Raw genomic sequence first — 26,440 nt, 5'->3', positions numbered from 1 at the left:
TTTTGTTAAAAATAGAAAATTATCATTGTACAAATAGCAAATACATCACAAAAAACAGTAGGGCGGTTGCTATGACGGCATAAAACATCTGCCGTTTTTCTTTTTCTTTTTGGATAAACATTTTTTTTCGGATTCGAGCTACGTCCCGTTGGGTAGATTTTTTGAAATGTAATTTTGTAACGTTTTTTTTGCCATAGACATCATCTTTAGAAGCTAACTTTCTTTTTTTTAGCATGCTTCGATTGGCCTTTAAGCTTTTTATGGCATGCATCATACTTCCCTCACCTCCCATAATTGATATATTTTACCATATAAGTATGATTAATTGAATTATTGTTGCATAAAAAGATGATTTTCAGATTTTTCTTCAACAAAAAAGCGGCATAACTTAAAATGTCATACCGCTTTTGTAAACTATAAATATTGTTTGAATCCCTCATTGAGGGTTTGATTCCCCGACGTTCTACGTCGAAATGAATTAATTTTTTTCATTTGAATACCTCGTGGGCTTGCCACCGAAGTAGTTGATTTAATATTTCGCGCTCTTTCCTTTGGCTTGGGTTCTTAAAATGAACGCTCTAATATCGTCGTTGGCCGATTTTAAATCTTCTTTTCTCAAATACATCATGTGACCGGAACGGTATCCTTTAAACTCAAATCGGTCTTTCATTCTACCGCTTGGGTCTACTTGCGACATGGTGTACTTGGCAGCAAAATAGGTGCAGGCACCATCATAATAACCCGATTGCACCAAAACGTTCAAGTATGGGTTTTGTGCCATCGCTTGGCGCAGATTGTCCCTTACGTTATCATCATCATTGTCCCAAGGATGTACAGGGCCGAACATATTGTACTTAATGTCAGTTTTAAAATTAAGCTCTTCTTGCAAGTAATAATTAATGGCAGGGGTAAAACTGTGGAGCCAAGAGGTCAATTCGGGTGAATAATCGGGTCGGGTTCCTGCCAATGTTTTGTCGATTCCCAAATAACGGCTATCCAAACGCCCGATTGTGTATCCGCCTTTATCTCGCAACAAAGCTTTCCAAAAGAATTGCGTAGGTACATCCAAATTGTGGTCAATAATGTCTTTTGCATCCAATCCGGAATAACGCGCCATTTTATCGGCAATAGCTTTGCGCTCAGATTCAAGAATAAAACCACCTTTGGCGATAGCAGGCAGTAATTCATTAATTGTGAATTCTTCCACCTCTGGCAACACTTCCAACAGGTCTTTGCTTTGCAAATCGGATGGCAGGGCTTTGTGGTGCCATGCTGCGGCAGCAAAATAGGGAAGGTTCAAGGCACTGGAAACGGGGTCGTTGTCGCGGAATACTTTGTAATCGGCTGGGGAAACCATAATTACCCCGTTCAAATACATCCATTGTTGGTTTTGAAGTGCCAAGGAAAGTCCCATAACACGAGTACCTCCGTAACTTTCACCCACAATATATTTAGGGGAGTTCCAACGGTTGTTCCTAGATACAAAAGTGTTCAGCCATTCGGCCAAATATTTGGTATCTGCATTGATTCCGAAGAATTTTTTACGGTCCACTTCTTTTCCTGTCTCGGGAATGGTACGTGAATAGCCTGTGTTTACAGGGTTTACGTAAACAATATCGGTTACGTCCAAAACCGAATACGGGTTTTCCTTAACGCCATAAGGTTGCACAGGATACCCTTCATCATCAATTTTTAGGATGCGTGGACCTGTGTAGGCCAAGTGCATCCAAACCGAACCAGAACCTGGCCCTCCGTTAAAGGAAATCAACAAGGGTCGCGAAGACCTATCCTTTACACCATTTTTAGTGTAGTAGGTGTAATGCAAGGATGCAATCGGTTCTCCCAATTCATCCCAAACGGGTTGGGTTCCCGTAGTCGCGGTGTAGTCAATGTTGGAACCGTTGATGGTTACGGAATGTTGTGTGGTTACTGTAGTGTCAACGGGTAATTTTCTGCTTTGGGCAAAGGCAAACGACGTACAGAACGCCATGCCTAGTAGTAAGAGTTTTTTCATTTTTTCTGGTTGAATTAGTCAAGTTTATAAAAATAGGGAATTTGAAAGTTCTTACCTTGTTAAAAGAATTGTAAATACTGGAATTAAGCTATTATTCTTATTTTTAAGTGGATCCACTAATTCTAGTTTTCATGAAGAGTCTCACCCGAAGAAATTTTAATAGCCTAACCGCAAAAAGCATAGGAGGTGCCGCGTTGTTATCGTCAGCGCCGTTTGCCTGTGCCATGGGCGCCAATCAGGACAAAAAGAAGGTGGGAATTGCCTTGGTAGGACTGGGGAGTTACAGTACTTACCAATTGGCGCCTGCTTTGCAGGATACCCAACATTGTTATTTGGCAGGAATTGTTACCGGAACTCCCGAGAAGGAAAAGGTTTGGGAAGATAAATATGGTATTCCTGAAAAAAACATTTACAACTACCAAAATTTTGATGATATAGCCAACAACAAGGATATTGATGTAGTGTATGTGGTGCTTCCCAACAGTATGCATGCCGAATTTAGTATTCGTGCGGCACAAGCTGGCAAGCATGTCATCTGCGAAAAACCTATGGGCATTAGTGTAGCGGAGTGTGATGCCATCATAAATGCATGTAATGAAGCTGGCGTAAAACTGGGCATGGGTTATCGCTTACATTCCGAGCCCTATACGCAGCAGGTAAAGGAATTTGTCAGGGAAAAAACCTTTGGCGATGTCTTGTTTGTTTCCGCAGATGCCGCCTACCGATCCACGGGCAATCCAGACCAATGGCGTTTGGACAAAAAACTTTCGGGAGGGGGCGCTTTAATGAATATGGGCGTGTATGCCGTGCAAAGTGCTATTTATGGTACGGGTGAAAATCCAATTTCGGTGGCTGCACAGGAATTTAGCACCAGACCTGAGTATTTTAAAAACACTGACGAGACCATTACGGCACAATTTGAATTCCCGAGTGGGGCAGTGGGCAACATTTCCACTTCGCACAATTTTAATGCGAATGCGATGTATGTTTCCGGGACTTCGGGATGGTTTCGGTTACAGCCTGCCAATAATTATGGTCCGTTGAGCGGGGTAACCTCTAATGGCGATGTCATTAAATTTCCGCACGAGAGCCAGCAGAAATTGCAAATGGACGATTTTGCCCGACACGTATTGTTCGACGAGCCCAACAAAGCGCCCGGTGAAATGGGCAAACGTGATATGATGATCGTGGAAGCCATATACAAATCCATTGCGAATGGGGGAGAAACGATTTCCTTGGATTTTGAACCTGATTTTGGGTTTGGTGGGTGAGTTAAGTCGATTGAAGAATAGGAGGTATTTTAAATTGGTATTTGCCCGTTACTTTCTATATTGGCTTTATACTTGAGTCCTAATGTTTAGGTTTCGTGAGACGAATATCCATAGCTCTATCTTTCAATCCGAAAAAGTCTAAACCGTTTCTCTGAAAAAAACAATGGAATTCGCTAACTTCAATTAAAATGAATAAAAAAGAAACTTTGGAACAACTACGTTACCCCATTGGAAAATTTGAGGTTCCTGATATCATCACAAAAAATAATTTGGAGGAATGGATTTCCGTTTTGGAACAGTTGCCCCAACGTTTGAGCGATTTGGTTACTCCATTGTCCGAGGAACAGCTCGAAACCCCTTATCGACCAGGGGGGTGGACTGTTCGCCAAGTGGTCCATCATATTTCCGATAGCCATCACAATAGTTATATTCGCTTTAAGTGGGCACTTACGGAAGATACTCCTACAATTAAAGCTTACGATGAAAAGGCTTGGGCCGAATTGTTCGATACCCGTACCGCACCCATATTAATGTCACTTTACCATTTGAGCGCATACACGCTAAGTTGGTTTATTTGCTGAAAGGGCTTTCCGAAGGAGATTTAAAAAGAAGCTTTATACACCCCGATGGAAACCAAGAGACCACTTTGGAAGAAAACATAGCTCGCTACGCTTGGCACAGCAATCATCATTTTGCACATATTGAAAACTTGGTAAAGCGCGAAGGGTGGTAACCTAAAGGTTTTTGGTTAAGATCCACATGGCCTTCTCGGTAGGTTTAACACGGGGTAAAAGCACCTCGCTCTCCCGTTTGATGGTAAATCCGTTTTTTTGATAGAAATGAATCGGGTTTCCTTTTTGCATGGCATCTAACCAAACGATTTTCTTGTTCAAGTCTCTCGCCGTATCTTCAATAAATTGAAGCACTTGTTTGCCTATTCCTTTACCGGAGTATTCTTTCAGTAAATAAATTTTCTCAGCTTTAAGCGCATCTGTATCTGCAATTTCATCGATGCCACAATTTTTCACCAATTTAAGGATACCAACGTTTTTATTGTTTTGTTGAATTAGATAGTTGACCGCATTGGGATCCTGAAGTTCGCGCTCAACAACTTCTTTGGTCAGTCCATACGAAATATAGGGGGTTGGATCTTCGTTTTCCCAAAGATGTAGGTAATGTTCGCAGTACGATTTTACGCCAACAGCCAAATATTCATTTAAGTTGTCTTGGATAACGGGTTCCAAGCTTACCCTGTTTTTTTGAACAGTAAGAGTCATTCTTTATTATAGTGCTAGGTGTTGATCCATTTAATATTGCAGCCCAGACTTGGCTTTTGCTCGGAATTTACAGCTTTACCATCCAGGACGGCATCCATTGCATTTTTAAGGTCCGTTCCTGTAAGTGGAATTCCGTTGCCCGGCCTGGAGTCGTCCAATTGGCCACGGTAGACCAAGGACAAATTCGCATCAAAGAGATAGAAATCGGGAGTACAGGCTGCATCGTATGCCTTTGCTGTTTCTTGAGTTTCGTCATATAAATAGGGAAACGTATAGCCTTCCTTTTTGGCTTTCTCGGTCATTAAATGCGGGGCATCTTGTGGATAGTTTTCCACATCGTTGCTGGAAATGGCCACAAAGGCAATTCCTTTTTCCTGATATTCTTTAGCCAACTTTACGATCATCGGGTTTACATGAACCACAAAAGGGCAGTGGTTGCAAATAAACATTACCACGGTCCCTTTTTCTCCTTTCAGCTCGTCCAAAGATCGTTTTTTATCGGAAACGGTGTCCAACAGTTCAAAGTTGGAAGCCTTGGTGCCCAAAGGGAGCATGTTACTGGGAGTCCTAGCCATTGTTCTTAAATTTTAGGATTGTACAATGTCGTATATGGTAAAAATAAAAAAACGACCTGCAAAAAATACAGGTCGTTTAATTTTTTTAAAGGAGATGTTTTTAGATGTCGTCGAAACTTACATCGGTAAAGTTGCCGGATGCAGCCCCGTTTTCACTAAAACTGTTTTCTTCCTTTTTAAAATCTTTTTGATGGCGTTCGGAGATAACCTCGGTACCTTTTTCGTCAATAATGTAGTCCATCATCTCTTCCATAATCTCACGGAAAGCACTAAAATCTTCTTTGTACAGATAAATTTTGTGCTTTTTGTAGTGGAAAGAACCATCATCGTGGGTAAACTTTTTACTTTCGGTGATGGTAAGGTAGTAATCTCCGGCCTTGGTACTTCTTACGTCAAAAAAATAGGTTCTTCTTCCTGCTCTTAAGACTTTCGAATAAATCTCTTCCTGATCCATTGTATCTTTCTGGCCCATATGGTATAGTGTATTTAGTACTATGTTGAATTATGTCATCAAAAATGTAAAAAAAAAGCTAATTCAGCAACTTTTTTATGAATCTTTACCTGAGAGTTGGTTGATGTAGAGGTCTTTGTAATACCCTTCGGTATTGTTCAATTCCTCGTGGGTACCCTCTTGAATGATGCTACCATTGTCCAACACAATGATTTTATCGGCATTCTTGGCAGATGATACTCTGTGACTTACAATAAGTGTGGTTTTACTTTCCGATACTCTTTTTAAATTATTAAGAATCTCTTCCTCGGTCTCAGTGTCCACGGCGGATAGGCAATCATCAAAAAGATAGATTTTAGGATCTTTTAAAAGGGCACGGGCAATGGAAATCCGTTGTTTTTGACCACCGCTCAATGTGATGCCACGTTCTCCCAAAATAGTTTGGTATTTTTTCGCAAATCCTTCAATATTTTTATGCACTACTGCTTTTTTGGCGACTTCCACAATATCGTCGTGCGTAGCATTTTCATTTCCAAAACGAATATTGTTCTCAATGGTATCCGAGAACAAGAAAGCATCTTGCGGTACAGCGCCAATGGAGCTGCGTAGGCTATCGAGGTTTAGTTGTTGAACAGGAATGCCATCAATCAATACTTCTCCAGAAGAAGTGTCGTACAAGCGGGCCACCAAATCCAATATCGTTGATTTCCCTGCACCTGTTTTTCCTAAAATAGCCACCGTTTGACCAGCTTCGACTGTAAATGAAACATCTTTGAGAGCAGTTATGTTGGTGTCTTCGTAAGTAAAGGTTACATTTCTGAACTCAATACCACCTTTGATCGGGGTAGGTGTTTTTACTTGGTTTTTAATGGACGGCTCTTCCTTTAAAAATTCGTTTATTCTTTTTTGCGAAGCCTCAGCCCTTTGTACTATGGATGTAAGCCACCCCACAACGGCAACGGGCCATGTAAGCATATTTACGTAAAGAATAAACTCGGCAATGATCCCAATGGTCTCAATTTCCCCATTTATATATTGCCGTCCACCTATGTAAATCACAAACACATTGCTGATACCTATCAATAAAATCATTAAAGGAAAGAACCAAGCGTTCACTTTGGCCAAGGCCATGCTGGTATCTTTTCCCTCTTGCGCCAATCCGCGAAGCTCCGTATTTATTCGGGGCTCAATGCTGTATGCCTTTATTACTGAAATCCCCGAAAAGGATTCTTGTGTAAAAGTGGACAGTGTGGACAAATATTCTTGGACCTTGGTGCTTCTTTTGTGGATAATTTTACTGATCTGGTAAATCAGAACAGATAAAATAGGTAACGGAAGCAAGGTATAGGCCGCCAGGGTAGGGGCCTTTATAAACATTAGGGGGACCAAGCACACAAAAAGGGTTAAGGTTTGTATACCATACATAATGGCAGGGCCGCCATACATCCGCACTTGGTTGATGTCTTCACTGATTCGGTTCATTAAGTCACCAATCCTGTTTTTTTTGTAAAAATTGAGACTAAGTAACTGATAATGGTCAAAAACCTCGTTTTTCAAATCATACTCAATGTAGCGGGATACATTAATGATCGTTTGGCGCATCAAAAAAGTGAAAAGGCCCGAAAGAATGGCAGCTCCAACAATAATGAGAATGTACTGTAGCAATAATCCCTTGGCATCCGAAAGGCTAATCACATCCGATGCAAAATCTTCGACTGCCTGTATGGATTTGTTCACATAAGAGGGCATTACCAAGGAAAAAACACGGGCAATTATGGTAATGAGAATCCCCAAAAAAAGTTTGAGCCAATATTTTTTAAAATATTTATTTAGGTGTTTCAGTTCCTTCATAAAAAGGTAAAAAAGTGATTTTTAGGGTAAATGTACAGCGACAATCCCGCAAATATATACCATACCAAACAAAGTAAACGTTATAAAACTGATAAGAAAGTAACTTTGGTAGGTAAGATTCAAATATAAGATTACTTTTGCGGAGTGAAAGCCAAACAATGACTTTAAAAGTTCTTTAAACATGCTTACCCGAAGGCACATTAGAGTAAAAGTAATGCAATGCATTTATGCATTGGTGCAATCCAAGGACGATTCCTTGCAAAAACAAGAAAAGTTTTTGAGAGTTAGTATAGAAAACATGTACGTTCTATACCTTTTGATTTTAAGCCTATTGGCCGAACTCCATCGTTTGGCCGAAAAACATACGAGCCATGCTTCCAAAAAATATGTGGCCACCGAAGAAGACAATTACCCCAATCCTGAAAAGTTTGTAAAAAACCGATTGCTTTTACAATTGGTGAACAACGAAGTATTGAAAAACGAGCTATCCAAACGCAAACTGGACAATTGGTACATGAATGATGAGTATGTGAAAATCATTCATAAAGAAATTGTTACCAGTGATATTTATAGGGAGTATATGTCCAATGGCGAAGATAGCTATGCGGACGACCGAAATGTTGTTATTCAACTGTTCAAGGAAATTATAGCGCCCAACGAAAAAATTTACGATTACTTTGAGGATGATAAGTTAACTTGGGTGGATGATTTCCCCATTGTGAACACATTTTTGGTAAAGCGCTTAAAAAAGGCCAAACCGGATTCCGGTGACCGTTTCTTTTTACCAGCTTTACTAAAAGACCAACAGGATATGGATTTTGCCAACGAACTGTTGACCAAGACATTGCTCAACGATGCCAAATGGGAAAAGGAAATCGAAGGTAAGACACCCAATTGGGACAACGACCGTATCGCGGAGATAGATTCCATTATTTTAAAAATGGCCATTTGCGAACTGCTCAACTTCCCTTCCATACCAGAAAAAGTGACCTTGAACGAGTATTTGGAGATTGCCAAAGAATACTCCACACCAAAGAGCAGCATTTTTATTAATGGTGTTTTGGACAAGTTGGTAAAAGAGTATAAACTGGATGGCAGGCTTCAAAAAATAGGTAGAGGCTTGCAATAAACAATTATTCCTTAATTTTGGGAAAACAAATTTTAATCATGAAAAGAATAACAACAATTTTAAGTTTGGTCATGGTAGTCGCCATAATGGGTGTATCATGCAAGGACAAGGCATCAAAAAAAATAGTTGCTGACAACGTTGAGAGTGCTGTGGATAGAGATAAAGCAGCTAAGAATGTTCCCGTAATGACCTTTGAGAAGACTGAACACGATTTCGGTACAATCCAAAGGGGAACTCCGCAGGAAACAACTTTTACATTTACCAATACAGGTAATGCTCCTTTGATCATTACAAATGCTAAAAGTAGCTGTGGTTGTACCGTGCCAAACCCTCCAAAAGACCCTATTGCACCAGGGGAAACAGGAGAGTTGTTGGTTAAGTTCAACGGATCTGGCCAAAATCAGGTCACCAAAACAATTACCGTAAACGCAAATACAGCCAAAGGTTCAGAAATATTGAGAATCAAGGCATTTGTTCAAGCACCAGGAGCTACACCAGCTGGTCCTGTTAAATAATTAAAAGACCTAAATGGAAAATATAGGACAGTTTTTACCGCTGATATTGATTTTTGCCGTGGCGTATTTTTTTATGATTCGCCCGCAGATGAAACGTCAGAAGGATGAGAAAAAATTCGCTTCAGAATTAAAAAAAGGTGATAAAATAATTACCAAAAGTGGGCTGCACGGCAAAATCGTGGAATTGAACGACAAGGATTTTTCCTGTGTCATCGAAACCATGGCAGGCCGTTTAAAGTTCGACCGCTCAGCCATTTCCATGGAAATGAGTAAAAAATTGAACGCTCCCGCCGAAAAGAAGTAAGCGAAAGTATATACATTAAATTCAAAACGTCCCTTGAAGTTTAGTTTTCAAGGGACGTTTTTTTGTATCTTTTTCCAAATTTTTAAAGAATATGGGAACAAGAAGACAATTTGTAAAACGTGGTGGAATGTATGTGGCAGGTTTGGGAGCATCAATGGTATTTCCTACCGAGTTATTGGCATCAATTCGGAAAAACATAAGTCCTAACGATAAAGTACAGGTTGGTCTTATTGGTTGTAAGGGTATGGGCTTTTCCGATTTAAGTTCCATTCTCCAGAACAGCGAAGTGGAAGTTGTTGCTCTCTGTGATGTAGATGAAAATGTTCTTCGTGAAAAAACGGCCGAGCTGGAAAAAGGAGGTATCAAAAAACCCAAATGGTATTCCGATTACCGAAAACTGCTAGAGGACAAAGATATTCACATTGCCATTATCGGAACTCCGGACCATTGGCATTGCCTACAACTTACAGATGCCATTGATGCAGGCAAAGATGTGTATTGCGAGAAGCCCATTGCCAATTCTGTAGCAGAGAGCGATGCCATGCTTGCCAAAGTAAATGCAAGTGATAGAATGGTGCAAATAGGCCAGTGGCAGCGTAGCGAGCCCCATTTTGTAGATGCGATCAATTACGTACATTCCGGTAAATTGGGGCAGATTCGCTTGGTAAAAACTTGGGCCTACCAAGGGTGGATGCAATCCATACCTGTAGTGCCAAATAGTCCCGTACCGGAGGGAGTGGATTACGATATGTGGTTGGGCCCTGCGGAAAAAAGGCCATTCAATAAAAATAGGTTCCATTTTAATTTTAGATGGTTCTGGGACTATGCTGGTGGATTAATGACGGATTGGGGCGTTCACTTGATCGATTATGCGCTTTACGGCATGAAAGCCTCCACACCAAAATCCGTAATGGCGATGGGGGGCAAATTTGCTTATCCCAATGATGCCGCAGAAACACCCGATACCTTGCAGACCGTATACGATTTTGGCGACTTTTCCCTGTTATGGGAACACGCCACTGGTATTGATGGTGGCAATTACGGACGAAACCACGGTATCGCCTTTATTGGCAACAATGGTACCTTGGTGCTGGACCGTGGTGGATGGGAAGTGATCCCAGAGCACGACCGCCCTCATTGGAGCAAAGATTTAGGGCCTAAAATAGAAGCCGTATCGTTACAGCAAGGAGTAGGGGAAGGGTTAGGGCTACACACACAGAATTTTTTGGAAGCCGTAAAAACCCGAGATAAATCAATTTTGAAGGCACCAATAAAAATTGGATACGATGCAGCTGTGGTTAGCCACTTGGGCAATATTGCCTATAAAACAGGAGATCGACTTTTCTGGGATGCTGAAAACGGCAAGTTTAACCACTCGGAAGCTGATGCCATGTTGAAAAATGAATACCATAACGGTTGGGAGTTTCCAAGGACATAACTTCTAGAGAGTATTTGGATTGAAAAAATTCCAAAAGAGGTGCTCAATTTAATCAATAGGTCCAGTAATATCGAAAAGATAAATTTGATTGATCCTTGAAAAATTTTTAAGAGTGCATTTGCCATATTTATGTCTTGGAGACTTTTTCAAAAAACAGCTTCCTAATTGGAAAAGTAAGCAGCTCCTTAACCAAACACCAATTCAGTGAATGTTCAGAAGTTTCTAAAACCGCTCAAAAACACCTAAGCCAAATAGGGCAAAGTCATACTTTACGGGGTCGGTGGCATCCAATTTTCTAAGATTATTGTCGAGCTCCTTTAATGCCTTGGCATCATTTTGTTTGCGTTTGAGCAGTTTTAGTTTCCGGGCCACATTGCCCGAATGTACGTCTAACGGACAGGAGAGCTTGCCGGGGTCGATTTTTTTCCAAAGCCCAAAATCAACTCCCGTGTCATTGTCCCGAACCATCCAACGTAAAAACATATTGATACGTTTGGCAGCGGAACCTTTATTGGGGTCGGAAACATGTTTTTGGGTTCTACTTTGGTGAGGCAACTCAAAAAACACTTCCTTGAACTTGGAAATGGCAGGCTGCATGGAGTCTTTGGTCTGATGTTCTGTAAAAATCGCTTCCAAACCACCGTGGTTCTTATAAATGTGCTTCAAACTGGTTACGAAGTAAACAAGGTCTATCCCATTAAAGGTTCGGTGTACAAAAGACCGTAGTTCTTCAAGATCATCGTCGGTATGGTTTATCACAAAATCATAAGGTGTGTTGCCCATCAACCCCATTAATTTAGAGGCATTGTTGATAATGCTTTTGCGATTGCCCCACGCAATGGTGGCCGTTAAAAACGCACTGATTTCAATATCTTCTTTTCCAGTAAATTGGTGCGGAATCTGTATGGGGTCATCTTCCAAAAACTTGGGGTGGTTATACTCCAACACCTTGGCATCCAAAAATTCTTTGAGCTCTGCTTTGGTCATATCAATCTTTGGAAACGATCAAACCATCGACCATGGTGAGTTTTCGGTCTGCCATGTCGGCCAACTCTAGGTTGTGGGTCACCAATACAAAGGTCTGCCCAAATTCATCACGCAATTGAAAAAAAAGTTGATGTAGATTGTCCGCACTTTCGGAATCTAGGTTTCCGCTGGGTTCATCTGCCAGGACTACAGAGGGATTGTTCATTAACGAACGGGCGACAGCAACACGTTGTTGTTCACCCCCAGAGAGAGCATTGGGTTTGTGGTCGTAACGATCCTGTAATCCTAAAAAGTCCAACAGTTCCTTGGCGCGCTTTTCAGCTTCGGCCCGAGGCGTTTTTTTAATGAAAGCAGGAATGCAAACATTTTCCAAAGCCGTAAACTCGGGCAACAATTGGTGAAATTGAAAAATAAAACCGATATGCTCGTTCCGGAACTGTGCCAAGCTCTTATCGTTAAGTTGGTTTACATCAGTGTCATTGATAAGAAGTGTGCTCTCTCCTTTGTTGGTAGGGGCGTCCAAGGTACCTAAAATTTGTAATAAAGTGGTTTTTCCTGCACCCGAGGCGCCAACAATGGAAACCACTTCACCTTTTTTTATTTCCAAATCGACCCCTTTTAAAACTTTGAGGTCTCCATAACTTTTTTGAATATTAGTGGCCTTTATCATAAGTACAACTTCGTTGGCCGAAGATAATGATTACTGCTGTATCACAAAGAATGTATTTTCTGGATGAACGCCTGCCAAGTTAAGTTTTTTGGTTCCACCCAATAAAATTGTATTGAGATTTGGCATGCTAAGATGTTAGTCCTTGATGTTTTTTTTGGAACAGGTGTTCTAAAATAAATAGCAGTTATTTTTAATACACTTTTAACTGATTTTATGCGCAATACACAAATAATCTAGTAATTTTGTAGGGTACTTTTTTCAAACTTTAAAATCAGAAAATATATGGCAACTTTACGATTGGGAGATACTGCTCCGGATTTTACTGCAGTTACTTCGGAAGGAACACTTAATTTTTATGAATACCTTGGCGATAGTTGGGGGATTCTATTTTCTCACCCTGCTGACTTTACCCCTGTTTGCACCACCGAGCTGGGCACAGCTGCCAAGTTTAAGGATGAATTCGACAAAAGAAACGTAAAGATGATGGCATTGAGTGTTGATGGGGCCGCGTCTCACATGGAATGGATCAAGGACATCAACGAGACCCAAAACACCAAGGTCAACTTCCCCATAGTTGCCGATGTGGAAAGAAAGGTTTCGGATCTGTACGATATGATTCATCCCAATGCAGACGATACACTTACTGTACGATCTGTGTTTATTATAGGGCCCGATAAAAAAATCAAACTTACATTGACATATCCTGCCTCTACCGGGCGTAATTTTTACGAATTGTTGCGTGTTGTGGATTCTTTGCAATTAACGGCCAACCATAAAGTGGCTACTCCCGCCAACTGGAAAAATGGAGAAAAAGTTGTGGTAAGCCCATCTATACCTACCGAAGAGGCCAAAGGAATCTTCACCAAAGGTGTGGAAGAAATCAGGCCATACTTGCGTTTAACCCCTGACCCAACCACATAATTATTTTATTTTTAAGAAAAAAACTGATTCCCAATAAATTAAACGTACCTTTGTTGCTCAATTAATTTTTTTCAATTTATATTATGAGTAAAGGAACAGTAAAATTCTTCAATGATTCTAAAGGTTACGGATTTATCACTGAAGATGGTTCAAACACAGATCACTTCGTACACATTTCAGGTTTAATCGATGAAATTAGAGAAGGTGACGTTGTAGAATTCGAACTACAACAAGGTAAAAAAGGATTAAACGCCGTTAATGTACAAGTTGCGGATTAAGTTATAACATACTTTTTTATAGACGCAAAGCCTGGGCATTGCCCAGGCTTTTTTTTTCATTTTTCTTTAATCTCACGCAACCATTTATTTTTTTACTATCTAAGCTATAAACACACTGTTCCCCATAACCATTAAATCCAATTTAAATGAACACTTTTTTTGGAGTACTCTCGTTCCTTTTGATCGTTAATGCACTGTTGTTGTTGTGGAGTGTAAACGGTTCCAAAAAGTAATTGAAAAAATATTTTAGACAATAGGTAGGGTTTTTTAACGTTGGGATGTTATGTAATAAATACGTTACAACCATGACCATTTTTTTCAGTATTCTAATTACATTACTTGCTCTTAATCTTTGTTTGCTTTTATTAAGTGTAAACAGAGCCAAATAAAAAACTCCCATAAAATGGGAGTTTTTTATAAATTCTCGTGAGTCTGTCTTGTTATTTCATGTTCACCAGTTCCACATCAAAAATAAGTGTTGCGTTCGGGGGAATAACCCCTCCTGCGCCTGTGCTTCCGTAAGCCAAATGAGATGGAATTACAAAACGGGCCTTGTCACCTACCTGCAGTAGGCTAATTCCTTCGTCCCATCCCGGTATTACTTGTCCAATACCCAAAACAAAATCAATGGGTTGGTTTCTTTTATAGGAAGAGTCAAAAATTTGTCCGTTGGTCAATGCACCTTCATAATGAACGGAAACGGTTTTACCTTTTTCAGCTTTGGCACCACTTCCCTTCTGAATCATTTTATAACGCAGCCCGCTATCTGTCTTGTCAAACCCAGCAGCCAATTTTTCCATTTCTGCCTCTGCGGCAGCTTTTTGTTCAGCAATTCGCTTTTCCCTGGCTCCTTCAAAAACCCTAAAGGCTTCTACGGCATTCCAGTTTTTGGCTTCATCTCCAACCCTAATAATTTCCAAGGTTTCAATAGTATCGCCTTGTGCAATGGAATCCACAATATTCTGGCCTTCTTCTACACGACCAAATATAGTATGCTTGTTATCTAACCAAGGAGTAGCTACGTGCGTAATAAAAAACTGGCTTCCATTAGTGCCGGGTCCAGCATTGGCCATGGACAACACTCCGGGGCCATCGTGTACCAAATCAGGGTGGAACTCATCATCAAACTTATAGCCCGGGTCTCCAGTTCCCGTTCCGGCTGGGCATCCGCCTTGGATCATAAAATCCGCGATTACCCTATGAAACTTTAGGCCGTCATAATATGGTTTGCCCTGTGGTTTTACATTGTTTTCCATATTTCCTTCAGCCAGAGCAACAAAGTTGCCAACAGTTCCCGGTGTTTTATCGTGGGTAAGTTTTACCAGTATTTCCCCCTTGGTGGTATTGAATTTTGCGTAGATTCCGTTTTGCATTGTATGTTGATTAATATGTTATTAAAAACTAAATTCTCGGATTTTTCCAAGGATGCAAAGGTAGGGGTTTATGGTTAAAGGCAAAAGCAGGTACTGTGTGTAAAGGGTTTACTTTCTACTATAAATTACCACCTGTCCAATTGCATTGGTAAAACCAGCAATATTGTATCAATATTTTTGTAGAATGATTCGAACATGTATCGCTTTTTCAAGCAATTGGACAGAGAACCACGCCTTAAGATGGAAGACTACATTTTTCATGCCTGATTTCTGCTTGGAATTGGAAACACATACTTTTGTGATAATTTCGACCAAAGATTATATAAATATTTGCTAGAATTCATTTTCTCAATCAAATATTGTTTAACTTTGAACTTAAATATGTGAACAAAAATAATTTAAATTTGGAAACAGCAATATTTGCCGGAGGGTGTTTTTGGTGTACAGAAGCTGTTTTTCAGCGACTTAATGGAGTGGAGGAGGTGGTTTCCGGTTATACAGGTGGAACCATCAAAAATCCAGCATATAGGGAGATTGCTACTGGAAGAACAGGACATGCCGAGGCGGTAAGAATAACATTTAATGCTTCACAAATATCGTATAAAGAGTTATTGGAAATTTTTTTTGCCACACACGACCCCACAACATTGAATCGTCAAGGAAATGATGTGGGCACGCAATATCGCAGCGAAATTTTCTATACCACTCCGGAACAAAAGCAATTGGCGGAGGACTTTATCAAACTTTTGGAAAAAGAAAAAGTGTTCAATTCCCCAATTGTAACAGCAATATCTGCCGAAAAACCCTTTTATTTGGCAGAAGAAGACCATCATAATTATTATAATCAACATAAGCAACAACCGTATTGTCAAATCATAATTGATCCCAAGATCAAAAAACTGAACAACTATTTTTCAAAAAAACTTAAGCATGGCACCGTATAAAAACCTCGAGGAATATAACATTGAAATTACCAATGAGGTAAAAGATCATTTTTCCAAAATTGTGGGAGATATTGGGGAGGATGTAACCCGTGAGGGACTTTTAAAAACTCCTGAACGTGCCGCCAAAGCTATGCTTTTTCTAACACAGGGGTACAAACAGAATGCAGAGGAAATTCTGGAAGGAGCCATGTTTGCTGAGGATTATGACGATATGGTGATTATTAAGGATATTGAACTGTATTCCCTTTGCGAGCACCATATGCTTCCGTTTTTTGGGAAAGCACACGTTGCCTATATTCCCAATGGCCATATTGTGGGTTTGAGCAAAATACCTCGCGTAGTCGATGTGTTTGCCCGCAGGTTGCAGGTGCAGGAACGGTTAACGCACGATATTCTGGAATGCATCAACAAAACATTGAAACCCAAGGGCGTTGCCGTTGTAATAGAAGCTGCCCACATGTGCATGATGATGCGCGGTGTGCAAAAACAAAATTCTGTGACGACTACCTCGGGGTTTAGAGGACAATTTGAAAAAATTGAGACCCGAAACGAGTTTTTAAAGTTGATTAGCTCCGATTTGTCGTAAACTGCTTTTTCAATTAAGCGGGAATCGCTATTTTTCCTTTATGGCAGAAGAAAAAGATAATAAGTATCGTAATCTATTACTGGGATTATTGTTCGATGGCATTGGCATGCTATCCTTTATGATTCCCGGAATAGGCGAGTTTTCCGATGTAATCTGGGCACCCGTTGCGGGATGGCTCATGACCAGACTTTACAAGGGCAGGGTAGGACAGGCAGCAGGTTTGGTGACTTTTGCCGAGGAGCTGGTGCCCGGTATGGACGTAATCCCTACTTTTACCTTGACCTGGATTTATACTTATCTTTTGAGCAAGAAAAAAGGTCAACCTAAAAAAGATTGACCTTGATTTAGAAAGAACTTGTTCTCGATACTATTTTCTTTGCTATACTGGAAAATTACTGGAACTGACGGATTTCAATTTATAATTGGCTGCCGATATTATCATAACGGAATATTCACGTTGAAAGAAATATTTCTTCCAATATTGGCAATACCATCTGCTTTTAATCTGGATAAATGTGAGATGTAGTTCTTATCAAAAAGATTGTTTCCTATGATGGAATATCCCACTTTTTGGTTGAAGATTCGTATATCACCGCCCACACCAACATTAAATAGATTATATCTTGAAGTAGGAGTTTCAAAATCTGCTACTTTATTTTGGTCAAAAAAGGTTTGCAGCGTTACAAATGCATAGTATTTATAATCTTGGTTTTTATTCCATTCCACTCTAAAAGTGTTTGTCCAACGGTTGGCTGGAATCAAGGGGAGGTCGGATTTATCTTCCAATTCACCAAAAACAATATCGTAGCTACTTTCCAAATGTAACCAGTCAATGGGGTGGGGGTGCAGGTGGAATCCGAACTCACCACCATATAAAATCGCATTTTGCTGTTGAAAATCATAAATTGGGTCTAGTTCCCTAAACTCTCCGGTAGGCTCCAGATAAATGTAATCATTTACAATATTATAAAATGAATTAATGTAGGCCTCAAGGTGTTTGTTACCGTACTCCAAGGCCAAATCAATCTGAAAATTTTGCTCACTATCCAAATCTGGGTTACCAATTTCCACGCGGTTGGCCCCACTGTGTAATCCATTTGAAGTCAGCTCCGAAAGATTGGGTGCCCTAAAGCCTGTTGCCAGGTTCAAACGACCCATTACATTTTGGGTCAAGTCCATTCGGTAACCTACAGCAGCGTTGAAACTGTTGAAATCCTTGCTCAAAGCAGGAATGTATTCTTCATCACCTTCAATACCACTTTCTTCACCATTGATAGATCTAAGGTCGTAACGCAATCCAATTTGAAGGTCACTTTTATTAAAATGAATGTGAGAAGTGGCCAAAACTCCAAAATCGTTTGTTGTAGCATTGGGAACCAACACTTCTTCACCAAAGTTTTCATTGGTTTGATGCATTCCCTGAACCCCGAAAATGGTCGTCATTTTACCCCATTGTGGGTTAAATTGAATGTTGTAGTTAAAGGTGCTCAAACGCATGTCCAAAGCGGCTCCTTCTCCTTCTTCATGCTCATCCTCGGCATGCTCTTCGCCTTCGTGTTCCTCACCTTCGTGCTCCTCGTGATGGTGCTCCTCGAACTCTTTTCTATTGTTTACAGTATACCCAAAAGTAGCCTCTAGACTCGATTTTTTAAAGAAAAGGTTGTTTTTAGAACTTATAATATGTGTGGAAAGCTCTTGATAAGGCTCCAACGGATCACGATCGTTGTTCTGAATCCCAATTTCTTCGGGAATACCAAGCTCCGAAGCATTGTAATTATATCGGAGTTCCGTCTTAAATTTAGATGCTTGGTAGGCAAGACCGGTTTTTAAATCCGCCTCGTTAAATCTTGAGTTGGTAACGCTTGTTCCGTCGCCAGTTTCATAATCGGCGTTGGTAGCGTATGCACCACGCACCAAAAATTTAAGCTTTTCCCCTGAAGTTTTAAACCCTGCATTGGCATTGTAGCCCAAGGTGTTGGTAAAATATCTCATATTTACATCGCCGGAAGTTTCTCCTGATGATTCAAATTTTTCTGGATTTAAATAGAGTACACCGCCCAAGGCATCGGAACCATAAAGCAAGGATGCAGGTCCTTTGATTACTTCCACACTGGAAATCCCAGCATCGTTGATACCCAAACCGTGCTCACCACCATATTGCTGGTTTTCCAAACGAACCCCTTGAGTGTAAACTAGGACACGGTTAAAACTCAATCCACGGATGACGGGTTTTCCAATTCCCACACCTGTAGAGACAGAGGAAACCCCTGGGATATTCGTAATTCCTTCAGACAGTGTTATGCCACCTTGTTGTTTCAGTTCTTCCATGGATTTTTGTTCCACCTTCATCACGTTTTCGCGCTGTAATTTATGGAAGGGAGTAGACAGTACCACTTCATCCATTTCTATGGCAGATGGTACCATTTGATAATCAAATTGGTTGTTTCCAGAGTTGATTTCTACAGAAGTTGAATAGGTTTCAAATCCTATGTAAGAGATAACGAGCTTATAGTTTCCTTCTGGAAGGTTTTTAAGGGAATAGTTCCCATTTTGGTCAGTAACCGTTCCGTTTTCCAATTGGGGTATATAAACGGAAACCTGCTCCAAGGGTTCGCCAGTTTCAGCTTCCGAAACGTTTCCCGAAAGTGTATTTTGGGAATAGGTATAAATGGATGTCAATGCCAAAAGCATTGAAATATAAAATTGTTTCATTGTAAAAAGTAAATGTTTTAAAAAACTTAAATCAATCGGTACTTACTATGAAACTGTTGGGGGAGCACGTAAAGCTCGAAAAGAAACTTTTTTGGGCTTGTAAATAAAGTTGTAAATGGAAGTCGTGTACCTTATTTCAGGTATGTTGACCGGAATGTAGGTAAAAGAAAAATTGAAGAGTACTTTATTGACTAGGGTAAAGTCATGAAAATCACAATCCAGATTGACATCGTGAATATGATTGGTGCCATACGCAATACATTGCTCCTCTTGGTTGTGCTCATATAAAGCGTGTCCCAATTTAATAAAGGAGGGAGCTATAATTGCCGCCACCATTACAATGGAAACAAAGATGAGTATACGTTTATGGAGGTTGGTAAACATAACTTCACAAAAGTAACTAAGGCACTTACTCTTTTTATGTTAAAAAAGTTATAAACTATGAAAAGAAAGCACCTAACCCCATGCGCTTAAGCATCTTTTTTTCAAAATCCCAAAAAAATTGATACTGACCGAACAACCAGCCAATAAAAACAAGGAGAATTTGGTAGATGGGAAAAATCAATAGGATCCGGAGTGCCCAATACACTGCAGAATGTACATTTTCACTATCCAATCCGATCCAATGGACCAAGGGACCGGCCAATTTACCGGAAAGACTGCCTGTAATCGCAAAAACAATAAAAATGGCTATCATTTCCCATTTATAGTCCACTTTCCATTTGTTTTCCACTTTTTTAAAGCACCAAATAAAGAATTTTACCAAAAAGTAATACAATATTGGTGTGGCAACAAACAGAACGGGCCACTCGTAGGTATGCCCCTCCAAACCGAATGCATTTACGAATCCCTGAACAATAGCATAGGCGGTAAATAGTGTCAACATTGCACCCAAAATCGGAAATAAAAGTTGCCAATTTCTTTGGATTTCCCAACGTTGTTTTAGTTTCTGCATCGCAAAAATTTAGAACTGCAAAAATAACACATTAAATTCTTGGGAGAAAAGGCCCTAGTCGCTGATTGTATTTTCTTTGAAAATAAATGAAGTAGTTATAGAGTTTATAGTTGACTTCGTAACCATAATCGATACTTGGGTCGTAGTTAATTTGCATTTCGTATAGGTTGGGGTTCCATCTTTGAGGTTGTAGCACTCTTTGGTTCCAAGTAATAACCATGATTGCATTTCTATTCTCCAAAAATGATTGGGAATAGTAGCCCTCTGGTCGAGCAATGGAATTTAACCAAGTGTAAAAACCCGGCTCTATTATGATAATTTCGTACTCGGTTTCATCATCGGCAATCTCTACGGGTTCTTCATCCTCCGAATCAAATAGTGCCTTTTCTTCACTTGAAACATCCAAAGTTGATTTTTGAGAAGTACAGGAAATCAGCCCCAAACAAAAGACCAAACACAACATTACCGAATGTAATAGTTTCTTTTTCATAACCTTAAAATACAAAAAAAGCCACTTGAAAATTCAAATGACTTTGTTAAATATGGTTATGCTATGTTTTTACTTTCCAAAAAGTCCGCCCAGCATTCCACCAATACCGCCCTTTTGTTTACCTCCGCCAAGGGCCAGTCCTGCCAAATCGTCTATAACGCTGCCGTCTCCATCACTGTCCAAAAACGTTTCAACAAGAGATTGTTGTTTGGCCGCTGTCTCTCCACCACCCATCAATCCGCCCAATAGACCGTTAAGGCCTTCAGGGCTGTTCACATTTTGTTGTCTGGTCTGTTTGCCCAAGTAACCCAAAATAATAGGTGCGGCAATCTTCAAAATTTGCGAAATGGAACCTGCATCGATTCCTGATTTACTACTGAGGGCATTTTCAACTTGGGGTTGTTTGGAACCAAGTACGTGACCGAGAATACCAGCACCGTCATTCATCACATTTTGGTCCACACCGCCACCAAAAAGACCACCGAGGTCATCTAAAATTCCACCATCATGCTTGGAGGAAAGGGCATCCATAAGTCCTTGCGCCCCTCCCGGGGTTGATGCATTTTTCTTCATAGCGCCCATTAAAAGAGGCATGGCCATACTCAGAACATCTGCTGTTTTGCTCTCTGGTTGCCCTGTTTGTCCAGCAACACCGCTGACCAATTGTTTGCCCATTGGGCTATTTATCAAATCTAATAATCCTGACATTGTGTTAGTGTTAAAGTTAAAGAGACAATGTACAAAAAAGTAGGGGTTGAAACGGGCTATAAGACCAGAAAACCTACTTCTTTAGCAATTTGATAACCTTTTGTGCCAATTCCACTCCAATACGTTGCTGTGCTTCAATCGTTGTACCGCCAACATGGGGACTGAGTGAAATTTTGGGATTCATCAATATTTTGATTTCTGGATGGGGTTCTGACTCAAACACATCAAGTCCAGCAAAAGCTAGGTGGTCGGAATCCAAAGCCTCAATCAAGGCCACTTCATCCAAAACGCCACCACGAGAGGTGTTTATGATTCCTGAACCTGGCTTCATGAGTCCCAATTCTTTTTTCCCAATCAGGTAATTTTCTTGTGATGGCACATGTAGGCTCACAAAATCAGAATTAGCAAGTACTTCGCTCAGTTCACTGCTTTTCAAGGTAAAGTCAACGGATTGTCCATCAAAAAAGGAAAGGGACAAAGTGGCTTCCTTGGTATGATGGTCTGTAAATAGGACCTCCATGCCCAAAGCAAGCGCCATTTTAGCGGTAGCTTGGCCAATTCTACCAAAACCAACAATACCTAAGGTTTTTCCGCGAAGTTCAACACCTGCTGCGTAACTCTTTTTGAGCTGTTTGAATTGACTGTCTCCTTCCAAAGGCATATTTCTGTTGGAATCGTGCAAAAAGCGGACTCCATTGAGCAAATGAGCAAAGACCAATTCTGCTACGGATTCTGAGGATGCCTCCGGAGTGTTGAAAACCTGAATTCCTTTAGATTTTGCATATTTTACATCAATATTGTCCAAACCAACACCACCACGACCTATTAATTTTAAGCCAGGGCAATCATCAATCAGTTTTTTGTTGACTTTGGTCGCACTGCGGACCAACAAGCCTTCAATTTTGTTTTTGTTGATATAGTTTGCCAATTGTTCTTCGGCAACACGGGTATTTTTAACTTCGAAACCTTTCTTTTCAAGTAAGTCAATGCCTTCTTGAGCAATTCCGTCGTTCGCTAAAATTTTCACCATTAAAACTATCCTTTCTTTTCCAATTCGCTCATTATGTCGACCAATACACCTACACTTTCCACGGGAAGGGCGTTGTACATAGAGGCACGGTAACCCCCTACGGAGCGGTGCCCATTAATGCCACTTATTCCAGCTTCTTTGCACATTTCATCAAAAACATCTTTTAATTCATCATCGGTAATGTTGAAGGTGGCGTTCATGTTGGAACGGTCTTCCTTGGCAGCAATTCCGGAAAAAACAGGGTTAAGTTCAATTTCAGAGTAGATCAAGTTGGCTTTACGCTCGTTGATTTCTTCTATAGCAGCGATACCTCCTAAATCCTTCAGCCATTGCATGGTAAGCATAGATACGTACACGGCAAAAACGGGAGGGGTGTTGAACATGCTGTCTTTGGCCACGTGAACTGAATAATCCATCATGGAAGGAATCTTTCGGGAAACTTTCCCCAGAATATCTTCTTTCACCACCACAAGGGTAGTTCCTGCAGGGCCCATGTTCTTTTGTGCGCCTGCATAGATCAAATCAAATTGGGAGAAATCCAATTGGCGTGAAAAAATATCCGAACTCATATCGCATACCAACGGTACATCGGTTTTTGGGAACTCCTTGAACTGTGTTCCGTAAATGGTATTGTTGGAGGTTAGGTGTAAATAATCCAAATCGGATGGAATATCAAAACCTTTGGGGATGTACTTAAAATTATCTTTTTGTGATGAAGCCACCTCTACAATTTCTCCGAACAAACGCGCCTCTTTAATCGCTTTTTGACTCCAAGTTCCTGTATTTACGTATCCTGCCTTTTTATCCAAAAGATTAAACGCGGTCATCAAAAATTGCATGCTCGCTCCTCCTTGCAAGAAAAGGGCCTGATACCCCTTGCTTTCCAGTCCCAAAAGTTCCAGTGCCAAGGAACGGGCATTTTCCATAATGGCAACGAACTCTTTGCTACGGTGCGATATCTCGATAAGTGAAAGTCCAATGCCGTCCAGTTCCAGTACAGCTTGGGACGCTTTTTGCATAACCTCCGCTGGTAGAATGCAGGGGCCTGCGCTAAAATTGTGCTTTTTCATTGACTAGGTTTAAGGGGTAAAGGTCTTAAAAATTGTTGGATCTTAAAACGTTTCCTGTGGTTAGGATTATATTAAAGTTTTAATAGGAACTCCATGGTGTCAATTCCGTCGGCATAGTCGTTTAAACTCGGTTTTTGGGTGTCCCCAAAATTGACATCGTTTTCCTTTGCATCACTGGAAACCACACATTGTATTTGTTCTTCCATCTCCTGCAATTTCTTTCTTAATATTGACTCATCATCATAATAGGAGTAGAACAAAGCAGAAATAGGGGAGTTGAGGGATTCGTCCTCTTTTAAAATCAAAAATCCGTTATCCAGAATCTTGAACTCGCTCATCAAATAAACGGCCTTGTTATAATCGTAATTATTGGCGTATTTATGTTGGTTGATGATATCCTTATAATGGTAGAGTGCATTGAAGAGGCCATCAAAATCATAATCTTTGGGTACATAGATTTTGGACACATTCCGACACCCCAATCCATAGTACCTAAAAATATCTTCTCCAAGTGCTTTTAGCTCATCTTCGCTCTCGCTCCCAGAAAGCACGGCAACAGAATTCCTGTTTTTTCTGATGATATTCGGCTTTTTACCAAAGTAGTACTCAAAATAGCGACTGGTATTGTTGCTACCTGTGGCGATTACCGCATCAAAGTTTTCCAGTTTCCCGTCCACAAACTCTATTTTATCTGCAAGAGAAGGCTCTTGTTGAATCAAATAAGAGCACAAATTGGGAAGGAGTACTTTATCATTGGATGATAGTTTTACCAAAACCTTGTTTCCGGACAACAATACGCACAGAAAATCGTGAAAGCCCACTAAAGGTATGTTCCCCGCCATGACTATACCTACAGTTTTTGCTTCTCCTTTTTCATGAAAAGTGTAACCAGACAACCAATTGTTCAAGTTTTCTGTAGTGAGCAATTCTCCCCATTGCCTTAAAGAAAACAGAATGTTATCCTCGGTAAACCATCCATTGTGATGACCTGCCCGTGCGACGACTTCCTTCAAATTTTGGTCAACTTCTAGGACGTTGGAATAACATTTATCACAAAAATCCGTTAAGTATTTTCCAAGTTTAACAAAAGCTTCTATGGTATTTCTATCTGGTGCCATTAAATTTGTACACTAAATTACTAGGGTTTATTTTTGTCAAAAGTAAGCATGCTGATAAGAATCAGCCCAAAAGGAAAAGAAAATTATGGCAATTATTATAACAGATGAATGCATAAATTGTGGTGCTTGCGAGCCAGAATGCCCCAACACAGCAATTTATGAAGGTGCAGATGAATGGAGATATAGTGATGGAACTTTGTTGACCGGCGACGTAGTTTTGCCCAACGGCAAAGAGGTTAATGCCGATGAAGTTCAAGAACCTGTTAGCGATGAACTTTATTACATAGTTCCAGATAAGTGTACCGAATGCAAAGGATTTCACGAAGAACCACAATGTGCGGCCGTATGTCCGGTGGATTGTTGTGTTCCCGATGAAGACCACGAAGAAACAGAAGAAGAACTATTGGGCAAGCAAAAGTTTATGCACCCCGATGGTTAAGCAATAAAAAACATTTAATTTAGCCCCGGACGAATGTTCGGGGTTTTTTTTATGCAAAAAGAAGAGAAAGCATACAACGGTATATGGAAGCAAGCAGGATGCATACTGTCCTTAATTGCTATTTTCGGTATCATCGGATTGATGATCATGGGGCTTTATTTGCTCATTCAAGGTTATTGACCTCTAGTACCAAAACTTCAACTTATATTTGCACCCTCAAAACACAAAGTAATTAGATGAAAGCAGGTATTGTAGGATTGCCAAACGTAGGAAAATCAACACTTTTCAACTGTTTGTCCAATGCAAAGGCACAAAGTGCCAACTTCCCTTTTTGTACTATTGAACCCAATATTGGCGTGGTAAACGTGCCCGACCAACGTTTGGAAAAATTGGAAGAATTGGTGAATCCGGAGCGTGTAATCCCTGCCACCGTTGAAATCGTGGACATTGCCGGACTCGTAAAAGGAGCCAGTAAGGGGGAAGGACTGGGAAACCAATTTTTGGGAAATATCCGTGAAACTGATGCCATTCTCCACGTACTTCGTTGTTTTGACAATGATAATGTAGTGCACGTTGATGGTTCTGTAGACCCGATCAGGGACAAGGAAACCATTGATATGGAATTGCAGTTGAAGGATTTGGACAGTGTGGAAAAGAAGCTCGACAAAGTAAAACGTGCCGCCAAAACAGGAAACAAAGAAGCCCAAAAAGAGGAAGCCGTACTTTCCGCGCTGAAAGAAGGATTGGAAGCTGGAAAATCTGTTCGGGCCATACAAATTGGTGAAGATGACCGTGAAGAGTTCGTAAAACCGTTGCAATTGATTACGGACAAACCCGTAATGTATGTTTGCAATGTGGACGAAGGTGCTGCTGTTGACGGAAATGCCTATGTTGAAAAAGTAAAACAGGCCGTTGCCGACGAAAATGCCGAAGTCATCTTTTTGGCCGTTGGAACAGAGGCAGATATCACTGAATTGGAGACTTACGAAGAACGCCAAATGTTCTTGGAGGACCTGGGACTTTCTGAACCAGGGTCCGCAAAATTAATCCGTGGTGCCTATAAACTACTTGATTTGGAAACCTATTTCACCGCAGGCGTAAAAGAAGTCCGCGCTTGGACCATTCCCGTTGGTGCAACCGCACCACAAGCTGCAGGTGTTATCCATACCGATTTTGAAAAAGGCTTTATCCGTGCCGAGGTCATCGCTTATGACGATTACGTAAAATATGGAAGCGAAGCCAAAGTCAAAGAGGCGGGCCGTATGCGCGTGGAAGGCAAGGAATACATTGTTAAAGACGGTGATGTGATGCACTTTAGGTTCAACGTGTAACCG

The 26,440-nt window shown here is 40.6% G+C and carries 29 protein-coding genes and 1 pseudogene; 13 read left to right on the top strand and 17 right to left on the bottom strand.

Features of this window, described 5'->3' with window-relative positions:
• Positions 1-22: 22 nt before the first annotated feature.
• On the bottom strand, positions 23-292 hold the full coding sequence (locus GO009_RS03285) for a hypothetical protein (protein ID WP_163624785.1): 270 nt from the start codon (positions 290-292) through the stop codon (positions 23-25).
• Between the two features lie 237 nt (positions 293-529).
• Positions 530-2,014 (bottom strand): S10 family peptidase, encoded by a 1,485-nt coding sequence (locus GO009_RS03280; RefSeq protein ID WP_163624784.1) that lies wholly within the window; start codon positions 2,012-2,014, stop codon positions 530-532.
• A 131-nt stretch (positions 2,015-2,145) separates the two neighbouring features.
• Between GO009_RS03280 and GO009_RS03275 the strand changes: the two genes are divergently transcribed.
• Both GO009_RS03275 and GO009_RS03270 read left to right on the top strand, forming a co-directional pair.
• Positions 2,146-3,285 carry a Gfo/Idh/MocA family protein gene (locus tag GO009_RS03275; protein ID WP_163624783.1) on the top strand — a complete coding sequence of 380 codons (1,140 nt, stop codon included), beginning with the start codon at positions 2,146-2,148 and terminating at the stop codon, positions 3,283-3,285.
• Positions 3,286-3,473: 188 nt separating this feature from the next.
• Positions 3,474-4,018 (top strand): annotated as a pseudogene (locus GO009_RS03270) (YfiT family bacillithiol transferase).
• Between the two features lies 1 nt (position 4,019).
• Here GO009_RS03270 and GO009_RS03265 read toward each other — a convergent pair.
• The 4 genes from GO009_RS03265 to GO009_RS03250 form a co-directional block, all read right to left on the bottom strand.
• Positions 4,020-4,562: a GNAT family N-acetyltransferase gene (locus GO009_RS03265; protein ID WP_163624782.1), complete on the bottom strand. Its 543-nt coding sequence runs from the start codon at positions 4,560-4,562 to the stop codon at positions 4,020-4,022.
• A 14-nt stretch (positions 4,563-4,576) separates the two neighbouring features.
• A complete protein-coding gene (locus GO009_RS03260; protein WP_163624781.1) occupies positions 4,577-5,137 on the bottom strand; it encodes a thioredoxin family protein in 561 nt (186 codons plus the stop codon).
• A gap of 100 nt (positions 5,138-5,237) precedes the next feature.
• Positions 5,238-5,609: a PUR family DNA/RNA-binding protein gene (locus tag GO009_RS03255; RefSeq protein ID WP_163624780.1), complete on the bottom strand. Its 372-nt coding sequence runs from the start codon at positions 5,607-5,609 to the stop codon at positions 5,238-5,240.
• A gap of 75 nt (positions 5,610-5,684) precedes the next feature.
• Entirely contained in the window at positions 5,685-7,439 is a 1,755-nt protein-coding gene (locus GO009_RS03250; protein ID WP_163624779.1) for an ABC transporter ATP-binding protein, read from the bottom strand.
• Positions 7,440-7,620: 181 nt separating this feature from the next.
• On the opposite strand from GO009_RS03250, the gene nusB reads away from it, so the two are divergent.
• From nusB to GO009_RS03230, 4 genes are all read left to right on the top strand, one after another.
• Complete coding sequence (nusB, locus tag GO009_RS03245; RefSeq protein ID WP_163624778.1) at positions 7,621-8,568, top strand: transcription antitermination factor NusB; 948 nt, start codon at positions 7,621-7,623, stop codon at positions 8,566-8,568.
• 38 nt (positions 8,569-8,606) lie between these two features.
• On the top strand, positions 8,607-9,083 hold the full coding sequence (locus GO009_RS03240) for a DUF1573 domain-containing protein (RefSeq protein WP_163624777.1): 477 nt from the start codon (positions 8,607-8,609) through the stop codon (positions 9,081-9,083).
• A 13-nt stretch (positions 9,084-9,096) separates the two neighbouring features.
• On the top strand, positions 9,097-9,387 hold the full coding sequence (yajC, locus tag GO009_RS03235; RefSeq protein WP_100815981.1) for a preprotein translocase subunit YajC: 291 nt from the start codon (positions 9,097-9,099) through the stop codon (positions 9,385-9,387).
• Between the two features lie 91 nt (positions 9,388-9,478).
• A complete protein-coding gene (locus GO009_RS03230; RefSeq protein WP_163624776.1) occupies positions 9,479-10,825 on the top strand; it encodes a Gfo/Idh/MocA family protein in 1,347 nt (448 codons plus the stop codon).
• Positions 10,826-11,047: 222 nt separating this feature from the next.
• On the opposite strand, the gene GO009_RS03225 is transcribed toward GO009_RS03230, so the two are convergent.
• Together GO009_RS03225 and GO009_RS03220 are read right to left on the bottom strand one after the other, a co-directional pair.
• The gene (locus GO009_RS03225; RefSeq protein ID WP_163624775.1) at positions 11,048-11,812 is read right to left on the bottom strand and encodes a TIGR02757 family protein; all 765 of its coding nucleotides are present in this window, start codon (positions 11,810-11,812) and stop codon (positions 11,048-11,050) included.
• 1 nt (position 11,813) lies between these two features.
• Positions 11,814-12,482: an ABC transporter ATP-binding protein gene (locus GO009_RS03220; RefSeq protein WP_163624774.1), complete on the bottom strand. Its 669-nt coding sequence runs from the start codon at positions 12,480-12,482 to the stop codon at positions 11,814-11,816.
• A 282-nt stretch (positions 12,483-12,764) separates the two neighbouring features.
• Between GO009_RS03220 and GO009_RS03215 the strand changes: the two genes are divergently transcribed.
• Positions 12,765-13,403, top strand: a complete 639-nt coding sequence (locus tag GO009_RS03215) for a peroxiredoxin (RefSeq protein WP_163624773.1) — start codon at positions 12,765-12,767, stop codon at positions 13,401-13,403.
• 83 nt (positions 13,404-13,486) lie between these two features.
• Positions 13,487-13,681 (top strand): cold-shock protein, encoded by a 195-nt coding sequence (locus GO009_RS03210; protein ID WP_014034358.1) that lies wholly within the window; start codon positions 13,487-13,489, stop codon positions 13,679-13,681.
• 440 nt (positions 13,682-14,121) lie between these two features.
• Here GO009_RS03210 and GO009_RS03205 read toward each other — a convergent pair whose 3' ends face one another.
• Positions 14,122-15,054 carry a peptidylprolyl isomerase gene (locus tag GO009_RS03205; RefSeq protein WP_163624772.1) on the bottom strand — a complete coding sequence of 311 codons (933 nt, stop codon included), beginning with the start codon at positions 15,052-15,054 and terminating at the stop codon, positions 14,122-14,124.
• A gap of 404 nt (positions 15,055-15,458) precedes the next feature.
• Between GO009_RS03205 and msrA the strand changes: the two genes are divergently transcribed.
• Genes msrA through GO009_RS03190 form a run of 3 tightly spaced genes read left to right on the top strand, consistent with a single transcriptional unit; the run spans position 15,459 to position 16,921 of the window.
• On the top strand, positions 15,459-15,998 hold the full coding sequence (msrA, locus tag GO009_RS03200; protein ID WP_203532290.1) for a peptide-methionine (S)-S-oxide reductase MsrA: 540 nt from the start codon (positions 15,459-15,461) through the stop codon (positions 15,996-15,998).
• Complete coding sequence (gene folE / locus GO009_RS03195; protein ID WP_163624770.1) at positions 15,985-16,584, top strand: GTP cyclohydrolase I FolE; 600 nt, start codon at positions 15,985-15,987, stop codon at positions 16,582-16,584. The genes msrA and folE overlap by 14 nt, the downstream gene beginning before the upstream one ends.
• 40 nt (positions 16,585-16,624) lie before the next feature.
• Positions 16,625-16,921, top strand: a complete 297-nt coding sequence (locus GO009_RS03190; protein ID WP_163624769.1) for a hypothetical protein — start codon at positions 16,625-16,627, stop codon at positions 16,919-16,921.
• Positions 16,922-17,022: 101 nt separating this feature from the next.
• Here GO009_RS03190 and GO009_RS03185 read toward each other — a convergent pair whose 3' ends face one another.
• The 8 genes from GO009_RS03185 to GO009_RS03150 form a co-directional block, all read right to left on the bottom strand.
• Complete coding sequence (locus GO009_RS03185; protein WP_239057371.1) at positions 17,023-19,296, bottom strand: TonB-dependent receptor; 2,274 nt, start codon at positions 19,294-19,296, stop codon at positions 17,023-17,025.
• 45 nt (positions 19,297-19,341) lie between these two features.
• Positions 19,342-19,680: a hypothetical protein gene (locus tag GO009_RS03180; protein ID WP_163624768.1), complete on the bottom strand. Its 339-nt coding sequence runs from the start codon at positions 19,678-19,680 to the stop codon at positions 19,342-19,344.
• A gap of 55 nt (positions 19,681-19,735) precedes the next feature.
• Positions 19,736-20,251, bottom strand: coding sequence for a DUF6787 family protein (locus GO009_RS03175; protein ID WP_163624767.1), 516 nt, complete (start codon positions 20,249-20,251; stop codon positions 19,736-19,738).
• A 31-nt stretch (positions 20,252-20,282) separates the two neighbouring features.
• Positions 20,283-20,741 carry a DUF6146 family protein gene (locus GO009_RS03170; protein ID WP_163624766.1) on the bottom strand — a complete coding sequence of 153 codons (459 nt, stop codon included), beginning with the start codon at positions 20,739-20,741 and terminating at the stop codon, positions 20,283-20,285.
• A 69-nt stretch (positions 20,742-20,810) separates the two neighbouring features.
• Positions 20,811-21,449 (bottom strand): DUF937 domain-containing protein, encoded by a 639-nt coding sequence (locus GO009_RS03165; RefSeq protein WP_163624765.1) that lies wholly within the window; start codon positions 21,447-21,449, stop codon positions 20,811-20,813.
• A 73-nt stretch (positions 21,450-21,522) separates the two neighbouring features.
• Positions 21,523-22,476 carry a D-2-hydroxyacid dehydrogenase gene (locus GO009_RS03160; protein WP_163624814.1) on the bottom strand — a complete coding sequence of 318 codons (954 nt, stop codon included), beginning with the start codon at positions 22,474-22,476 and terminating at the stop codon, positions 21,523-21,525.
• Between the two features lie 8 nt (positions 22,477-22,484).
• Positions 22,485-23,549 (bottom strand): 3-phosphoserine/phosphohydroxythreonine transaminase, encoded by a 1,065-nt coding sequence (serC, locus tag GO009_RS03155; RefSeq protein ID WP_163624764.1) that lies wholly within the window; start codon positions 23,547-23,549, stop codon positions 22,485-22,487.
• Positions 23,550-23,620: 71 nt separating this feature from the next.
• Positions 23,621-24,667, bottom strand: a complete 1,047-nt coding sequence (locus GO009_RS03150; protein WP_163624763.1) for an acyl-CoA reductase — start codon at positions 24,665-24,667, stop codon at positions 23,621-23,623.
• An 85-nt stretch (positions 24,668-24,752) separates the two neighbouring features.
• On the opposite strand from GO009_RS03150, the gene GO009_RS03145 reads away from it, so the two are divergent.
• Both GO009_RS03145 and ychF read left to right on the top strand, forming a co-directional pair.
• Positions 24,753-25,106 carry a 4Fe-4S dicluster domain-containing protein gene (locus tag GO009_RS03145; protein ID WP_163624762.1) on the top strand — a complete coding sequence of 118 codons (354 nt, stop codon included), beginning with the start codon at positions 24,753-24,755 and terminating at the stop codon, positions 25,104-25,106.
• A 236-nt stretch (positions 25,107-25,342) separates the two neighbouring features.
• Positions 25,343-26,437, top strand: a complete 1,095-nt coding sequence (gene ychF, locus GO009_RS03140; RefSeq protein WP_163624761.1) for a redox-regulated ATPase YchF — start codon at positions 25,343-25,345, stop codon at positions 26,435-26,437.
• The last annotated feature ends 3 nt before the right edge of the window (positions 26,438-26,440 follow it).

Source organism: Allomuricauda sp. TY007, from assembly GCF_010468565.1.
Taxonomy (GTDB): Bacteria; Bacteroidota; Bacteroidia; order Flavobacteriales; family Flavobacteriaceae; genus Flagellimonas.
The sequence above is the reverse complement of the archived record's forward strand: the minus strand, read 5'-3'. Positions and strand labels throughout refer to the sequence as shown.

Excerpts from the sequence above, each read along its gene's own strand:
- GO009_RS03230 (WP_163624776.1), top strand. The coding sequence starts at position 9,479 with ATGGGAACAAGAAGACAATTTGTAAAACGTGGTGGAATGTATGTGGCA.
- GO009_RS03220 (WP_163624774.1), bottom strand. The coding sequence starts at position 12,482 with ATGATAAAGGCCACTAATATTCAAAAAAGTTATGGAGACCTCAAAGTT.
- GO009_RS03285 (WP_163624785.1), bottom strand. The coding sequence starts at position 292 with ATGGGAGGTGAGGGAAGTATGATGCATGCCATAAAAAGCTTAAAGGCC.
- ychF (WP_163624761.1), top strand. The coding sequence starts at position 25,343 with ATGAAAGCAGGTATTGTAGGATTGCCAAACGTAGGAAAATCAACACTT.
- GO009_RS03260 (WP_163624781.1), bottom strand. The coding sequence starts at position 5,137 with ATGGCTAGGACTCCCAGTAACATGCTCCCTTTGGGCACCAAGGCTTCC.
- GO009_RS03275 (WP_163624783.1), top strand. The coding sequence starts at position 2,146 with ATGAAGAGTCTCACCCGAAGAAATTTTAATAGCCTAACCGCAAAAAGC.
- GO009_RS03175 (WP_163624767.1), bottom strand. The coding sequence starts at position 20,251 with ATGCAGAAACTAAAACAACGTTGGGAAATCCAAAGAAATTGGCAACTT.
- GO009_RS03250 (WP_163624779.1), bottom strand. The coding sequence starts at position 7,439 with ATGAAGGAACTGAAACACCTAAATAAATATTTTAAAAAATATTGGCTC.
- GO009_RS03170 (WP_163624766.1), bottom strand. The coding sequence starts at position 20,741 with ATGAAAAAGAAACTATTACATTCGGTAATGTTGTGTTTGGTCTTTTGT.
- GO009_RS03265 (WP_163624782.1), bottom strand. The coding sequence starts at position 4,562 with ATGACTCTTACTGTTCAAAAAAACAGGGTAAGCTTGGAACCCGTTATC.
- GO009_RS03210 (WP_014034358.1), top strand. The coding sequence starts at position 13,487 with ATGAGTAAAGGAACAGTAAAATTCTTCAATGATTCTAAAGGTTACGGA.
- nusB (WP_163624778.1), top strand. The coding sequence starts at position 7,621 with ATGCTTACCCGAAGGCACATTAGAGTAAAAGTAATGCAATGCATTTAT.
- GO009_RS03190 (WP_163624769.1), top strand. The coding sequence starts at position 16,625 with ATGGCAGAAGAAAAAGATAATAAGTATCGTAATCTATTACTGGGATTA.
- GO009_RS03150 (WP_163624763.1), bottom strand. The coding sequence starts at position 24,667 with ATGGCACCAGATAGAAATACCATAGAAGCTTTTGTTAAACTTGGAAAA.
- GO009_RS03205 (WP_163624772.1), bottom strand. The coding sequence starts at position 15,054 with ATGCAAAACGGAATCTACGCAAAATTCAATACCACCAAGGGGGAAATA.
- GO009_RS03185 (WP_239057371.1), bottom strand. The coding sequence starts at position 19,296 with ATGAAACAATTTTATATTTCAATGCTTTTGGCATTGACATCCATTTAT.
- GO009_RS03240 (WP_163624777.1), top strand. The coding sequence starts at position 8,607 with ATGAAAAGAATAACAACAATTTTAAGTTTGGTCATGGTAGTCGCCATA.
- GO009_RS03145 (WP_163624762.1), top strand. The coding sequence starts at position 24,753 with ATGGCAATTATTATAACAGATGAATGCATAAATTGTGGTGCTTGCGAG.
- yajC (WP_100815981.1), top strand. The coding sequence starts at position 9,097 with ATGGAAAATATAGGACAGTTTTTACCGCTGATATTGATTTTTGCCGTG.
- serC (WP_163624764.1), bottom strand. The coding sequence starts at position 23,549 with ATGAAAAAGCACAATTTTAGCGCAGGCCCCTGCATTCTACCAGCGGAG.
- GO009_RS03165 (WP_163624765.1), bottom strand. The coding sequence starts at position 21,449 with ATGTCAGGATTATTAGATTTGATAAATAGCCCAATGGGCAAACAATTG.
- GO009_RS03280 (WP_163624784.1), bottom strand. The coding sequence starts at position 2,014 with ATGAAAAAACTCTTACTACTAGGCATGGCGTTCTGTACGTCGTTTGCC.
- GO009_RS03255 (WP_163624780.1), bottom strand. The coding sequence starts at position 5,609 with ATGGGCCAGAAAGATACAATGGATCAGGAAGAGATTTATTCGAAAGTC.
- folE (WP_163624770.1), top strand. The coding sequence starts at position 15,985 with ATGGCACCGTATAAAAACCTCGAGGAATATAACATTGAAATTACCAAT.
- GO009_RS03215 (WP_163624773.1), top strand. The coding sequence starts at position 12,765 with ATGGCAACTTTACGATTGGGAGATACTGCTCCGGATTTTACTGCAGTT.
- GO009_RS03180 (WP_163624768.1), bottom strand. The coding sequence starts at position 19,680 with ATGTTTACCAACCTCCATAAACGTATACTCATCTTTGTTTCCATTGTA.
- GO009_RS03225 (WP_163624775.1), bottom strand. The coding sequence starts at position 11,812 with ATGACCAAAGCAGAGCTCAAAGAATTTTTGGATGCCAAGGTGTTGGAG.